We start from the raw sequence: 14,538 nt of genomic DNA on the forward strand, positions 1-14,538 counted from the left end.
TTTAAATTAGACCGTTCTACTTATTTTTAATTAAAATTTTTTAAGCTCTTATAAAATTAAACGTCATATCAAGCCAGCTATCCATATACATTCTATTTCTAGTCACCTTTACTCTAGCAAGTACTCCAAAAAAGCCAGCGTGCAAATATTCTGCTATTTCAGTTTCAGAAAAATTCTGAGTGATTTCGCCTAAATCTTGTCCTTTTAGTATAACAGAACCAAAAACATCCATCCAACTTAAAAAACATTGATTAGCCTCGACAGCGAGCGCATCATTATTCCTCCCTACTTCAACACTTAAATTATTTACAAGACATCCCCCAGCATACTCATCCTCTTCGTTCATATCAATAAGCATCGCATAAAATGATTTCAAAGATTCTACGGGTGATAATTCTGAATCATCAAAAAAACTCTGAATCCAGTTTTTGTTATTCATCCCATAACGTTTCACAACTTGTTGCGCAAAATCTTCTTTAGACTCAAAAAAATTATAAAAAGATCCTTTAGGAATTCCCGCCTCTTTCAGTATTTGGTTAATACCAACATTGTGGTATCCATTTCTTCTAAAAACGTCTTGGCCTACATCTAAAATATCCTCTTTGTTGTGTTTGTATCCCATTGAAAGGCAAATATAAAGATTAATTTTTAATTTAGACCAATTGGTTTAATTTTTTAATCAGATGTATCGGTAAAGTGTAATTTCATTCCTTCATGAGACTGAATGAATCCTAGATCTCGATAAAACTTAATTGCTCCAGGTCGTTTTTTATCTGTAGTTAATTGCAGCACATGAGCGCGGCGTTCTTTAGCTCTATTTATAGCCCATTTAAACATTGTACGCCCAAGACCCATGCCTCTTTTATCTTTTCTTATACGCACAGCTTCTATTTGTGCCCTAATACCTCCTTGATAGGTTAAATACTGAATAAATGTTAATTGTAACGAACCAATAACGGTGTGATTATCATCTTCTACAACAATTAATTCTTGGTTGCTATCACTGTTAATGTTCTTAAAGGCTTCTCTATAACAGCTTGGAAGTGGCTCTTGGAAATTTTCCCTAGTTTTACCAAGCTCGTCATCGGCAAGCATACTTACAATTGTAGAGATGTCTGAAATTTTAGCCTTTCTAAATATCATGCAGAATTGTTACTTGTGTTAATTTTGCTTAAACCTAGTCTGTTTTGGTTGAGTAGACATTATTCATTACTGTTTCTTTAAAGATACGAAAGCCTGCAATGATTAAAGTGGCCTTTCTGTGTTTTTACGGATTCCTCAATTTTTAAAACGTTCATTGTTAAAATATCAACATAAAGCAGGTTTAAGCAGAAAATAATAAGGCGTTTGTAAGAAAACAGAACATTTTAGGGTAACTTTATCTTCTTTATACGTATATTTTAATATGCTAAAAAGCTAAATCCATCAACTATGAAATTTAATACATTAATTCACCTACGTAATATCGGTTTTTGTTTGTTGTTGTTATCATCTTCTGTTTTAAGCCTCAATGCGCAGGTCAATCCAGAAGAGAATGTTATCACAGATTTTTATGAAGATTATGCCGAAGCACCAAGGGAAGTTGTTTTTGTTCATTTAAACAAATCCATCTATATTAATGGTGAAATGCTTGGTTTTACGGCATATGCCTTTGATAAGTTTACTAAAAAAAGGTCTAACCTTACATCCAATTTGTATTGTACACTATCTGATCTCAACGGAAAAGTAATTAAAGAAAAGCTCATTCATATTGTTGATGGTGTGGCTTCTAATGTATTTTATATTGACGAAAAGCTAAAAGGCGGTTCATTTATGTTTAAAGCCTATACAAACTGGATGCTTAACTTTGAAGAACAAAATCATTTCCAACAAGTTTTTAGTGTTCTTGATGCCGATTCGCAAACCGAAATTGCATCAAAAAAGATTGATGATCAGTTAGATATTCAGGTTTTGGGAGAAGGTGGTCATCTCATTTATAATACAATGAACACGGCTGGTATTATAGTTAAAAATAAATCAGGAAAAGGATTACCGAATGCCGAAGGCGAAATTATAGATGACAATGCTGTTGTTGTTAACGCATTTAAACTTAATGCTTTTGGCATTACCAAAGTCATTTTTAATCCGCAATCTGATCGTAAATATTTCATTAAAATTTACCATAATGACACAGATAAAACAGTAGAAATTAATACTATTAAACCCATTGGCTTTAATATGTCTGTAAACGATTTACGAGATAAACTCTCTGTTAAGTTTGGAACTAATGACGCTTCAATGCCAATGCTAAAAGGGAAGATATTTCAGTTGGCCATTCACAATGGCAATGATATAAGTATCATTCCATTTCAAATTAATGCACTTTCTAAAACCATGATTGTACCTAAATCAGAGTTGTTTTCTGGCATTAATATATTCACTGTATTTGATAATGAAAACAAACCTTTATTAGAGCGTATGATATTTAACGATTTAGATATTGAAAAAGGTCATACAAATTTTGTCTCGGCTACCCAAAGTAAAGATTCTTTACTAGTCACATTAAAAGTAGACAATTACCAATTAGACAGTTTCAATAACGTTAGCATATCTGTACTCCCTTCAGATACTAAAAGCTATAATCATCATCACAATTTATTATCACAAATATATCTTCAACCTTATATTAAAACCCCTGTAGAGAATGCAGGTTATTATTTTAAAGATTCCAGCCGAAAAACATCTTATGAGCTCGATAATCTATTGCTTACTCAAGGTTGGAGTAGTTACGACTGGACAAACATATTTAATTTTGAAGCTATTTATAAATACGACTTTGAACAAGGAATTCGGGTTACTTCGAATATAAATGGTAAGACCAAATCTGGAATCTACATAAGTTATCCGCTTAAAAACAGTCCTTCACAACTATATACTATTTCTGAAAATGATAAGGCTATTTTAACCAAAGGCCTTTTTCCAAATACGGAAGATCAATTTAAAATTGGATATATTAACAAAAAAGGAGAGCCAAGAGCTCCATCCATTTATCCACAGTTCTATCCGGCAACATTTTCAAAGTTCGATAAAGTTTATGATTACGCCTTGTTTGGAAATTCTCAGATAAGCACGAGTACTAAAATTCCAAAAACACCTAGTTCATGGAGTGATATCGAAATCTTAGATGAAGTGGTTATTACAGGTAAAAAAGAAAAAACGCGCCTAGAAAAACTTCAGGAGAAAAAAATTAAGGGAAGAATTTTCGAAGTAACCGATAGAGAAAGACTTCGGTCTACGCCTATGCATGTGTATTTGAACTCTATAGGCTTTAACGCACAATATGACTATATAAACGCCGTATTTTCTATAACAAACCCTAGAGTAAGCTGGGGAAACAGTGTTCCTTTAGTATATTTAGATGATGTGCTTTTGGTAGAATCAAATTTTAATATCCTAGCCACACTTGATCTTTCGAATATAGATTACGTAGACGTAGAGTACTTTGGTTTTGGCGGCGGAATAAGAGGCCAAGCAGGTTATATTAAAATTTATACGAGCCCAGAATTTTTATACCGAAACGATGGCAAAAACAATAAGGTTTCATCTTTTGAGTTTCCATTAACTTTTGATGAAGAGAAGCAATATTACACACCTAAATATCAATTTTATAATACGAAATTTTTTAATGAATATGGCACCTTAGATTGGAAACCAAATTTAAAAGTTGCCAAAGACGGAATGATTCGTTTTAAAATTAAAAACTCAACAATTGAAGGTATTAATCTCTATATAAATGGTATTATTAATGGTAACGAATTGCTTACGGAAGTTAAAATGATAGATACTGCAAAATCTAACTAATATATTATGTTGTAATGTTTTGTTATTAAAAGAGACCATTAATTCATGTCAAAAACATTTACAGAATTCTCTACAGATGCCATCTTAAAAGTTGGTAATGAAGATTTAGTATCTTCCTATTCCTCATCGCAACCAATTGGATTATATACTTTTGTTTGGGCCAGTAAATCTCCAATTAAAGTTATTGTAGATGGTGTTCCTCTTACGATTGAAGCCCATCAAATTTTATCGCTCACAGCCATACAGTATTTCAAGTTTATTGAAGGAAGTGATGTGATTGTATACCAATTTAACCGAGAATTTTATTGCATAAAAGATCATGACAAAGAAGTGGGTTGTGCGGGTTTATTATTCTTCGGAAATGAGCATATCCCAATAATTTCACTTAATACATCTGAACAGCAGAAATTTTCTGTTTTACACGAAGTCTTTCTAGATGAATTAGAGACTACTGATACCATTCAGGCGGAGATGCTGCGTATGTTAATGGCTCGATTTATAATAAAAACAACGCGCTTACTTAAATCCAATCCTGAAGAATCTAAGCCATTAAAAAGTAAAAATGATACGCTAAGACATTTTAATTTTTTAGTTGAAACTCATTATAAAGAAGAACATGGTGTGGCTTTTTATGCCGAAAAACTAAATAAATCACCAAAGACCCTATCTAATAGCTTTGCAAAATACAACAAGAGTCCTTTACAAATTATACATGATCGTCTTGTATTAGAAACAAAACGTCAATTGCTATATACCGATAAATCTTCAAAAGAAATCGCTTACGACATTGGGTTTGACGATGCCTCGCATTTAAGTCGGTTATTTAAAAAACAAACCTCACAAACACCTTCAGAGTTCAAAAAAAACACCCAAACCATTACTTAGGGAAAAATTGACAACTCAAAAGGAAATCCTTCTATGTTCTAGACAATGAGTTCATCGCATCTTTGTAGTGTTAAATCAAAACACAAATAAAGATGAATACAAAACATATATCTCTTTTCAATTTAATTGAAATATTTAGAACTAGTCACAAAAAAATAATGCACACTATTAATCCGAAAACACATTGTGAACAAAAACATATTCACGATTATTATTGTGATGCAGAGAAGCCTCATATCAGTTAATTTCCCAGACAAAAAAACAAAAAGGGAAAAATTGACAACCTAAAAGGAAAAAATACCATTTTAAAACAACATAAGGCATTGCATCTTTGCAATGTAAATAATAACAAACATTTAAAAATAAATATCATGACTACATTTAATGTACCAACACGAGAAGACGTAAGCGAAAATAACCAAGCTATTTTTGACAATTTAAATAAAGCCTTAGGATTTGTTCCTAACATTTTTGCAACACTTGCACATAGCGAAACAGCATTATCTAATTATTTAACTTTTTCTAATGCAAAAACAGCATTTACAAATAAAGAAAAAGAAGCTATCAATTTAGCAGTAAGTGAAATAAACAAATGTGTTTATTGCCTATCTGCTCATACAGCCATTAGTAAAATGAATGGTTTAACAGAAAACGAAGTATTAGAATTACGTTCTGGAAAAGCATCATTTAACCCTAAATTGGACGCACTTGCCAAATTAGCACAAAACATAACTGTAAACAGAGGTGCAACAGATGCATCTGTATTAGACAATTTCTTCGAAGTTGGATATACTAAAGGAGACCTTGCAGACGCTATTAATTTAGTTGGAGAAATTACAATTACCAACTACTTACACCGCACAACTCAAGTACCTGTTGATTTTCCAGTTGCAGTTTCCTTAGAAGAAACTTTAGCATAATTTAAGACTTAACATAAATATAAATAACATAAACAAGATGAAAAAAATAATTTCAATATTCGTAATGGTTTTAGCATTTACATTAACTACAAATGCACAAGATAAAATGATGAAAGACAGCAAAGTAAAAACGTTGTCATTAGAGCAAACTACAGGTGAGTTCACACAAAAAGCATTAACCGTAAGTGAAGGTACTTACATTTTTGAAGTTGCAAATAATAATGTAGGAACAGATGTAGGGTTTGTTCTTGTACCAAAAGGAAAAGATGCTTCAAAGCCAGAAAACCACATTAAAACGGCCTATGTAACATCTGTTGTAAAAGATGGAGAAACACAAACTTCAAATAAAACTAAACTAACAAAAGGAGAGTACGTTTATTTTTGTCCGTTAAACAAAACACCGCAATATACACTTATTGTAAAATAGGTAAGTTGATTGATTGATAGAAAAAGAGGCTTTTATTATAAAAGCCTCTTTTTTGTTTTAAAATTCTGTAATTATACTATTTTCATTGCGACTTTTACTTAATACAGACTTATTTTGTAACTTTAGCGTTTAAAATTAAAAAGAAAAATTAATGAAAAACAAAACTACTTACCCACGAAATTTTTTCTCTAAAGCAATGAGGCAAAACAAAGCTCTAGCATTTGCTTTGATTATGCTATGCTCTGCTTTTTCATTCGCTCAGGACTATCAAATTGTTGGCGAAGCTGTTTACCCAGAAGGACCAACTTGTGAATACCCAAAAATATTTGACCCGAATGCAGAACAAATTTCTATACCAAACAACTTAATTATGGCAAGAGATGGCGCTGATACAAATGGTGCAGCTTGCTCTAACTTTGTTGTATCTTATAATGGATTTACAGCTGAGGCACAAGCAGCATTTCAATTTGCGGTAGATATTTGGTCTAATACTATAGAGTCATCAGTACCAATTAGAATTAATGCCAATTATACAGCTTTAGGTCCTGGTGTTTTAGGTAGCGCAGCTCCAAATGGCTATTTTGAAGTTACTGGAGCAGGTATACCACCAAATACGCTTTTTCCTAGAGCACTTGCAGAGAAATTAACAGGAAGTGATACAGATCCTTTTCCTCCTCAAGCATCTATAGATATTAACTGTAACTTTAGTAATGCAGTTAACTGGTACTTTGGAACTGATGCTAATCCGTTTTTTAACCAATTTGACTTTGTGTCTGTTGTATTACATGAGTTAGGTCATGGTTTAGGATTTGCTGGATTTGGAAGACCTAATGGATCAAATACTCAAGGATTACTTAGAAATGGTGGTTTTGTGAGTACTTATGACAACTTTGTTGAAAATGGTGCTGGAGTGTCTATTTTAGACTTCACAGATCCTTCAGCAGATTTATTACAACAATTTACAGGTGGAAATTTATTTACAAACAGTGCTGCGGCTATTGCTGCAAATGGAGGTGTAGCACCTGAATATTGGGCACCAAACCCATTTAACCAAGGGTCTAGTTATAGCCACTGGGATGATTTTGTGTTTCCAAATAACAATATAAACTCATTAATGACTCCTTCTATAGGAAATGGTCAAGCTAACCATAATACTGGTCCGATAACACGTGGGTTATTTGAAGATATGGGATGGACGCTCTGCCCTGCACTTAGTGTTGATGATTTCACTTTAGAAAGTTTAGAAGTTGCGCCAAACCCATTTAGTGATAACCTTAGAATTACATTACCTGGGAATTATAATGATAGCGATTTTAATATCTCAATATTCGATGTTAATGGTAGAGTTGTATTAGATAAAGATGTATCTAGTATTAACAGAACTATTGATATGGATTTATCTGAGTTAAGAACTTCTATTTATTTTATGACTATAGAAGATGATGTTACTGGTTTATCGGTAACTAAAAAGATTATCAGACAGTAATAAACTCTTATTATAAATATAAAAAAACCCACGATTAATAATCGTGGGTTTTTTCGTAAACAAAGCTTGGTTGGTACAGAACCTTATGAGGGCACACTCATTGTTCTTCAATAGATATCATATTTTACCCCTAAACTAATTTATCTATTACCAAGCTAGATTATTCGTAACGAATAACCTCATCATCACTACCTCTCAACTAACCTTACTTTGTGCAATTTTGGATAGATAGTAACGTGATAAAAAATCATAACATACCATTTCATTTAATCGGTTTTTAGACTTAAATACTCTATTCATAAGCATATGGATATAACTCGCCATTAAATCATCTATATGTAATTCTAGTTTATGGTCTTGATTAAGTTTTAGAATACGAGAAGCAATTGTACTAATGTGGCGCTCCCTTTCTCTTAGGACATCTATTATAGGTTCATACTCTGGAATATCGTGTTCTTTGAATGTTATAAAATTTGCAATTTTAGATCTGTCTTCTCTGTATTTATCATTTAATTGTTTTCCTAAAAATTTGGTTTTTCCAAATTCTAAAGCAAACCCCGTTTTTAAGTCGTTTAATAGACTTTGCTTTCTAAGGCTAGAATACTCAAAACTTTCCAAGAGGGCATCTGTAGCCTTTAAAGCAAAAAGCCAACGTAATTCCTCACCTTCTTCACCTTCTATCATATCTATGAAATCAACAATCATTTTACTATCATGATAAAATAATTCTTCGGCTAATTCTATTGTATTACTGCCATATCTCTTTAACTCTCTCATATAAGTGTCTGACTGAACCTTCCAAATAAGACCTTGATGTATATACGCTTTTAGAAGTTCATTTAATTCATTGATTATCAACCCGACATCCTTTTTGTCAACACAGTAAAAACGTAATCTCAAATGGTATTTAGGGTCATTAAATCTTATAAAAAACCACTTATCAATAATCTTCTCTGCTATTAGTTTTTGAGTTAAAGGTTTGACGATTTCGGTTAAAATCACATCAGAAGTTTTTGGTCCTGAATAGATTTTATAATACAACCAATGATCACCCAATATATATTTACTCTGAATCTCCTTATGCATATAAATGATGGTTTGAATTGTTTAGTTTTCGTTCATTAAAAAATGACACAATAACCTGATTGGTGCAGTACTGCGAATTTTGTTTTACTGGACTTCCGCTGGCAAGCAAGAACTCTTTTAGCTGAAACATGCTCCTTTTGCGTACTAGGTTTAATAGCATTTTAACAGAGGTTAAGTTGTCCATATTCACTAAAAGCTGATTATCTCCATCTACTAATAAGACGTATTTAGGTATGTTTAATTTATCTCTTAACAAGCTAATCGCCTCATTTAACTTAGTATCATCATGCTCGCTTTTAAGTAATGTATCTATTCTATTTTTTTTAATATACCATGTTGCTTCGTGTAGAATAAGGTTATTGTATTCTACTCTGGGTAGAAACTCATAGTTATCACTTAATGGTCCATAATCAAACCATATTTCGCTTCTGGTATGTTGGGTTTGCAGATCACATAAAAAATGATAAATAGGTAATGAATTATGACTGTAATTATGAGCATTAGATAAACGAGGTATGACTTCCTTATCATGTGTTTTAGATCGCAATACAATCTCGGTGTTATTTTTTATAGAAATCATTAAATCGTCTATAGGTAGTTGGTAGTGTTCAGGTTTAAGAGATTTAGCCAAATAGGGGATTTCATATGCTCTTAGATTTGGACGCATCAAAATATTACCTACTCTAGATTCTGGTAAATGAACAATCTCAGCGATGATTTTGTTTGAATTCATCTGAGATTCAATATCTGAAATTTCCTGTACGAGCCTTTCTATTTCTTTATCTCCATGACAAAATCTTCCTAAGAGATTAGCAGCACTGGAGCTTCCAGATCCTTCAAACTTAATTTTCTGTTTTCCTTCAATCTCAAAAATTTCAATCATACAGGAAAATGTATCCTGTAAATCATTCCAATTTTCATCTACATTTTCAAAATCATGTTTTGATATTGAAATGGTAGTTTCATTATTTTGAAAAGCGCTAATTAACTTTTTTTGAAGAAAGTCATGTACAGAAGACCATTTAATATCTCTTACATTATGCTTAGGTTTTTTTGATTCTAGAACGAGATTATCAACCAATGGATTTATATCGCCATGACCGTGATTTTGCTTATATCCTAATCCAATTTCTGGATCTAGCGCTTGGGACAACGGCACTTCATTTTCTTCAAATCGTTCGTAAAAAGCATCTCGAAACTTTGTTAATGCTGAGTTTTTTCTTTTAACATTGATTTTATTTAAAAATCGTAATCCATTAAGAAGGTCTTTAATAATATTTTTATTAAGCGTATTCGTTTTTTGACCAATAATCATATCGGTTTGAAACATGAATTTTGGGTTAATTTCTGTTTCAAAATCTTTGAGTAACGCAATAATGTCTTGATATGTTTTGGTGTTATTTCCTATGGTAGTGTCTATGACTTTAAGTTGGTCTTTGATAGTGTAAAGCTTTTGTGTAATACTTTCAACATTTTCTAGTTTATTGAGTACTGAAAACATTTGGTCTAAAAACTCTGGACCTGAAACCGAGGGTTCAAATTCACTAACAAGTAATTGGCTCGATACAAGCTGTTCTACATAACCGTATGCTTCTTCTTCCGTTACCTCATCACTCACTAGTTCTTTTACCAAATCCTTCAACTGCGCTCCTGTTTTTGCACGCACTAAAACCTGTTCCAAATAACTCGTATGATCTACGGAAATAATATAATGATACCGTTTCCCTTTAATATACTTATATTCAATATAGCGCAGTTGATTTGCTATTTTGTAAATGCTAGTGTTTGGGAAAAACAAAAGCTGTTTTTTTATATGTTCAATTTTAGTCAAATCTTGAGATAATGCAACTAAATAGTTCATATCTAATCTGGTATGACGCTTATAATCTTCACATGCATCAAGATTTATTTTGGTGTTATCTTCAAATTGCCCAACCGAACATCCAGCAAATAAACCAAAGGGTGTACATCTTGAAGACATTCGAGAGACATATTTTAATAATGACCATTTGAGTTTATCGATATCTTTTTTATTCTCAATGTCACCATTAACCCATCTATCAATAGCCTTAGACAAGGCTGGCGATGCTAGGAAGACAGCTTCTTTTATGCGAGAATCAGAACATATTGACCTAAACTGTTCATCTGAAACATATTGATTTTTAGTTATTTGTTTATAAAAATCAAAAGTTAACAGTGGACTTCTTAGTACATAACTCGAAAAACTTCTATACGGAATGCGGTTACCCATAATTATAGACTAGTTTATTATTAAACATTCATCCCAATGCGTATCGAAATCACTTAAATAACTAATCATTGCCAATCCAATGCCAGTTATTCCAGTGAGTAAAGAGGCATCATTAGACCAGGTTTCATTATCTGGATTCCACATTTTATAACCAGCAAAACCATCATCAAAACGTGCCATTTCTATGCCTTCATTAATCCAAAACTCCATGGCATCTTTAAAAACAGCATCGTTAGTTTCCCTGTAAAGTCTATTATAAATTAATGCATTACCAAAGGCTCCATGACATAATCCTGCATCTTCAACTAGAGTACTTTTAGTTGTTCTTCTAGTGCTTGTATGCTTTAAGATTTCTAAAGCCTCCTCTTTTAAATTATGATCTCCTAAAGTCTTTGATGCTTTGAATAAGGCAACACCTATCCCCAAATCGCCATAACACCAAGCTATCCTACTTTTTCCTTGTGGTTTATCATCTAATGTTACCCAATTAGGAAACAAGCAATAGGCTTCTTTTTCGGTGCTTTTAAAGCTCTTTATATAGTTTATAGCACCAGTTAAAAGTGGCTCGGTTTTAGCTTTAAATTCGGCTTTTTCATGAAGTTTGGAAAGCATAAATACAATGCTAGATATACCATGTGATAAGCAAAGGTTATAGCCCTTTTCTACAGGCTGAAATGTTAATGTTGATAACCACTTTAAACCATTTCCTTCTTTTCGTGAGTGGTCTTCTAAAAATGAGATAAACTCTAATAAAATTAGTCTATACTTTTCTTTGAGTTCAACAGAGTTTGTATTCTGATAACGATACAAAAAGTAATAGGCTTGCCCTATAGCTCCATGCAGAAAATCATAATTTTCTTGTTTAAAATTAGCATTTAAAACTGTGTATAAATAATCGTCCAAATCTTTAAGTAAGTCATCACTGCTTACTTCAATAAATTCGTTCAGCTCCAAAAAATCTAAAGTCCATCCAAACCCTGCAATACCATTAGAATAAAGCGGTGAATTATAACCTTGGTTTATTTTTTCGACACAATGACCTAGTATCTGCGTCCCTAAATCGGCATGGTTTTCAACATCCAAATATTTCGAATAATAGAATTGAAATAATACCATACCTGATAGACCAGACGCCAATCCTATGTGTTGCTCATTAATATATTCTTTCTTAATTATTTTGCTAATCTCTGCCAGTTTGGCTTCTAAGAGATGTGTATTCATAAGTTTAATTTTATCTGAAATAATAATCCATTACCATATAAAGTATTGGTTCGCCATCTATTTTAAGAAGTAACAAAGCATATAGAATTAGCACAATAACTAAGGACAAAATAATAAGCCCGTATTTTACAACAGCGAATCTATTTTTATCTAATTCTTTTTCTAAATTATTTTCCATATTATGATCCTAATTCTAATTGATTCTTGACAAGATTATAATAGTTTGATTTATTGTTAACCAAATCTGTATGTGATCCTAACTCTACAATTTCCCCTCCTTTTAATACAACAATTTGATCTGCGTTTTTAACAGTACTTAATCTATGCGCAATGATGACCACTGTTTTATCTTTAAAAAATGCCTGCAAATTATTATGTATGATTTTTTCGTTTTCGGCATCTAAGGCACTAGTCGCTTCATCAAAAAAGATATAGTGTGGGTTTTTATAAACAGACCTTGCAATAAGTATTCTTTGCTTTTGTCCGCCAGAAATACCATTTCCAGAAGCACCAATTTTAGTTTTTAATTTTTGAGGTAATCCTGAAATAAACTCTTCAATATTGGCTGTTTTAATTGCAAATCGCATTCTCTCCTGATCTATCTCTTCATCTCCAGTAGCGATATTTCTTTCAATAGTACCAGCAAATATGTATCCTTCTTGCATCACTACGCCACAATTCTCTCTCCAGTTTTTTGGTGATATATTTAATAAGTTATGTTGATTTACAAAAATGCTTCCATGTATTGGGTCATAAAATTTTAGCAGAATTTTCATTAGTGTGGTTTTTCCGCTACCACTAGCTCCAACAATAGCTGTGGTTTTTCCTTCAGGAATAAATAGGTTAATGTCTTTTAAAACAAAAGGCGATTTGGGGCCTTCATATTGATAATCAAGATCATTTAATCGTATACCTTTTTCAACACCATTTTGATAATACAGATCCTTTTCACTTAGTATTATTTGTCCTTCTTTTTCCTCCTCTTCTTGATCTTGAACTTCACTTAAACGTTCCATGCTGAGCCTAGCATCTTGAAGCGATCTAAAAAAGCTAATTAATTGGTTTACCGGAGAGTTCATTTGACCAATAATATATGCTATGGCTAGCATTGATCCTAAAGTGATATTTCCAAAAATCACCTCTCTAGCTGCAATAAAAGTGACCAAAATGTTTTTAAGTTGATTAATAAAATTAAACCCCATTAATTGAAACTGATCTAATTTTAAAGCTCTAAGGTTAACGCCAAAAAGTTTCACTTGGATTGTCTCCCATTCTTTTCTTTTAAAGTCTTCGAAATTATTCAGTTTAATCTCCTGAATTCCATTAATCATTTCATATATAGATTCTTGGTTTTCACCTCTTCGTTGGAAACGATAATAATCTAAAATCCTTCTTTTTTTCAAAAAATATACAGACCATAATACTGCAACTAAGGTTAGAATGGAATACGCAACCACAATTTTGTAGTCATAATACAACAGGACAAAAAAGAATATTGAAAAATTAATTATCGAAAATAGTGTCACTAATGACTGCGATGTTAAAAACTCTTCTATTCGTTCATGGTCTTGAATTCTTTGATTAAAATCACCAATGAGTTTAGAGTCAAAAAAGTTAATAGGGAGTTTTAGTATTTTCTTGAAGAAATCTGAAATAATCGAAATATTAATCCTTGTTCCTATATAGAGCATAATCCAATTACGTACAATCTCAATAACAATAGAGCCTAAAAACAAAAACACTTGAGCCAGTAGAATAATAAAGACTATACTCAAACTTTTACTCTCAACCCCTTTATCTATTAACGATTGTGTTAGAAAAGGAAAAATTAAGGTAAACAAACTTCCTGCTAAAAGCCCTAGAAATAGCTGAAAAACCTCTTTCTTATATGGTTTTAAAAATCCAATTAAAAATTTAAAATCTATACGTTTTCTTTTGATGACTTCCATCTCATGAAACGCTTCTGTTGGATGCAGAAAGAGTGCTACGCCTTTATTATTTTCGGTAAGCCATCTAGACTTAAAATCTTCTTCATTTAAAGAAATTAAACCATGAGATGGATCTGCAATTTTATATTTATATTTTCCTGTGAATATATTTTTTTTATGGTCATAGAGTACTACAAAATGATTTTGATTCCAGTGAAGTACGCAAGGAAAGGTACCTTCAATATCAAAAGTTTCGAGATCTAGCATACTTGCATGTGTACTAAATCCTATTTTTTCTGCAGCTTCAGAAATACCTCTCAGACTCACGCCATCGCGCTTTAAATATGAAATATTCCTGATATAGTCAATAGGATGTTTCTTTCCAAAATAGGCAGATATCATTGCAATACACGCTGGACCGCAATCCATTTGATCATGTTGAGGAATTAACTTCATATATCTTAAACACTTTGTTTTTAAATGGCCTTCATTCT

The 14,538-nt window shown here is 32.1% G+C and carries 11 protein-coding genes; 5 read left to right on the forward strand and 6 right to left on the reverse strand.

Annotated elements, in window-relative coordinates; translation table 11 throughout:
- Positions 1-40 precede the first annotated feature (40 nt).
- Entirely contained in the window at positions 41-622 is a 582-nt protein-coding gene (locus Q0787_RS03545; RefSeq protein WP_298900853.1) for a TetR/AcrR family transcriptional regulator, read from the reverse strand.
- Positions 623-675: 53 nt separating this feature from the next.
- Positions 676-1,143: a GNAT family N-acetyltransferase gene (locus Q0787_RS03550; RefSeq protein ID WP_298900854.1), complete on the reverse strand. Its 468-nt coding sequence runs from the start codon at positions 1,141-1,143 to the stop codon at positions 676-678.
- Between the two features lie 288 nt (positions 1,144-1,431).
- On the opposite strand from Q0787_RS03550, the gene Q0787_RS03555 reads away from it, so the two are divergent.
- The 5 genes from Q0787_RS03555 to Q0787_RS03575 all read left to right on the forward strand — a co-directional run bounded on the left by Q0787_RS03555 (position 1,432) and on the right by Q0787_RS03575 (position 7,558).
- Positions 1,432-3,840 carry a hypothetical protein gene (locus Q0787_RS03555; RefSeq protein WP_298900855.1) on the forward strand — a complete coding sequence of 803 codons (2,409 nt, stop codon included), beginning with the start codon at positions 1,432-1,434 and terminating at the stop codon, positions 3,838-3,840.
- A gap of 45 nt (positions 3,841-3,885) precedes the next feature.
- Positions 3,886-4,725 carry an AraC family transcriptional regulator gene (locus Q0787_RS03560; RefSeq protein ID WP_298900856.1) on the forward strand — a complete coding sequence of 280 codons (840 nt, stop codon included), beginning with the start codon at positions 3,886-3,888 and terminating at the stop codon, positions 4,723-4,725.
- 371 nt (positions 4,726-5,096) lie between these two features.
- A complete protein-coding gene (locus tag Q0787_RS03565; RefSeq protein ID WP_298900857.1) occupies positions 5,097-5,645 on the forward strand; it encodes a carboxymuconolactone decarboxylase family protein in 549 nt (182 codons plus the stop codon).
- Positions 5,646-5,682: 37 nt separating this feature from the next.
- Entirely contained in the window at positions 5,683-6,072 is a 390-nt protein-coding gene (locus Q0787_RS03570; RefSeq protein ID WP_298900858.1) for a hypothetical protein, read from the forward strand.
- 151 nt (positions 6,073-6,223) lie between these two features.
- Positions 6,224-7,558, forward strand: coding sequence for a T9SS type A sorting domain-containing protein (locus Q0787_RS03575; protein WP_298900859.1), 1,335 nt, complete (start codon positions 6,224-6,226; stop codon positions 7,556-7,558).
- Between the two features lie 195 nt (positions 7,559-7,753).
- Here the strand turns inward: Q0787_RS03575 and Q0787_RS03580 are convergent, their stop codons facing one another.
- From Q0787_RS03580 to Q0787_RS03595, 4 genes are all read right to left on the reverse strand, one after another.
- Entirely contained in the window at positions 7,754-8,644 is an 891-nt protein-coding gene (locus Q0787_RS03580) for a thiopeptide-type bacteriocin biosynthesis protein (RefSeq protein WP_298900860.1), read from the reverse strand.
- Entirely contained in the window at positions 8,637-10,895 is a 2,259-nt protein-coding gene (locus tag Q0787_RS03585) for a lantibiotic dehydratase family protein (protein WP_298900862.1), read from the reverse strand. Before Q0787_RS03585 ends, Q0787_RS03580 begins: the two co-directional genes overlap by 8 nt.
- A gap of 9 nt (positions 10,896-10,904) precedes the next feature.
- The gene (locus tag Q0787_RS03590) at positions 10,905-12,116 is read right to left on the reverse strand and encodes a lanthionine synthetase C family protein (protein WP_298900864.1); all 1,212 of its coding nucleotides are present in this window, start codon (positions 12,114-12,116) and stop codon (positions 10,905-10,907) included.
- A gap of 179 nt (positions 12,117-12,295) precedes the next feature.
- The gene (locus Q0787_RS03595) at positions 12,296-14,500 is read right to left on the reverse strand and encodes a peptidase domain-containing ABC transporter (protein ID WP_298900865.1); all 2,205 of its coding nucleotides are present in this window, start codon (positions 14,498-14,500) and stop codon (positions 12,296-12,298) included.
- Positions 14,501-14,538: the final 38 nt, after the last annotated feature.

The organism is uncultured Psychroserpens sp., assembly GCF_947492715.1.
In the GTDB taxonomy this organism is placed as follows: domain Bacteria; phylum Bacteroidota; class Bacteroidia; order Flavobacteriales; family Flavobacteriaceae; genus Psychroserpens.

Excerpts from the sequence above, each read along its gene's own strand:
- Q0787_RS03545 (WP_298900853.1), bottom strand. The coding sequence starts at position 622 with ATGGGATACAAACACAACAAAGAGGATATTTTAGATGTAGGCCAAGAC.
- Q0787_RS03585 (WP_298900862.1), bottom strand. The coding sequence starts at position 10,895 with ATGGGTAACCGCATTCCGTATAGAAGTTTTTCGAGTTATGTACTAAGA.
- Q0787_RS03580 (WP_298900860.1), bottom strand. The coding sequence starts at position 8,644 with ATGCATAAGGAGATTCAGAGTAAATATATATTGGGTGATCATTGGTTG.
- Q0787_RS03590 (WP_298900864.1), bottom strand. The coding sequence starts at position 12,116 with ATGAATACACATCTCTTAGAAGCCAAACTGGCAGAGATTAGCAAAATA.
- Q0787_RS03555 (WP_298900855.1), top strand. The coding sequence starts at position 1,432 with ATGAAATTTAATACATTAATTCACCTACGTAATATCGGTTTTTGTTTG.
- Q0787_RS03550 (WP_298900854.1), bottom strand. The coding sequence starts at position 1,143 with ATGATATTTAGAAAGGCTAAAATTTCAGACATCTCTACAATTGTAAGT.
- Q0787_RS03575 (WP_298900859.1), top strand. The coding sequence starts at position 6,224 with ATGAAAAACAAAACTACTTACCCACGAAATTTTTTCTCTAAAGCAATG.
- Q0787_RS03595 (WP_298900865.1), bottom strand. The coding sequence starts at position 14,500 with ATGAAGTTAATTCCTCAACATGATCAAATGGATTGCGGTCCAGCGTGT.
- Q0787_RS03560 (WP_298900856.1), top strand. The coding sequence starts at position 3,886 with ATGTCAAAAACATTTACAGAATTCTCTACAGATGCCATCTTAAAAGTT.
- Q0787_RS03570 (WP_298900858.1), top strand. The coding sequence starts at position 5,683 with ATGAAAAAAATAATTTCAATATTCGTAATGGTTTTAGCATTTACATTA.
- Q0787_RS03565 (WP_298900857.1), top strand. The coding sequence starts at position 5,097 with ATGACTACATTTAATGTACCAACACGAGAAGACGTAAGCGAAAATAAC.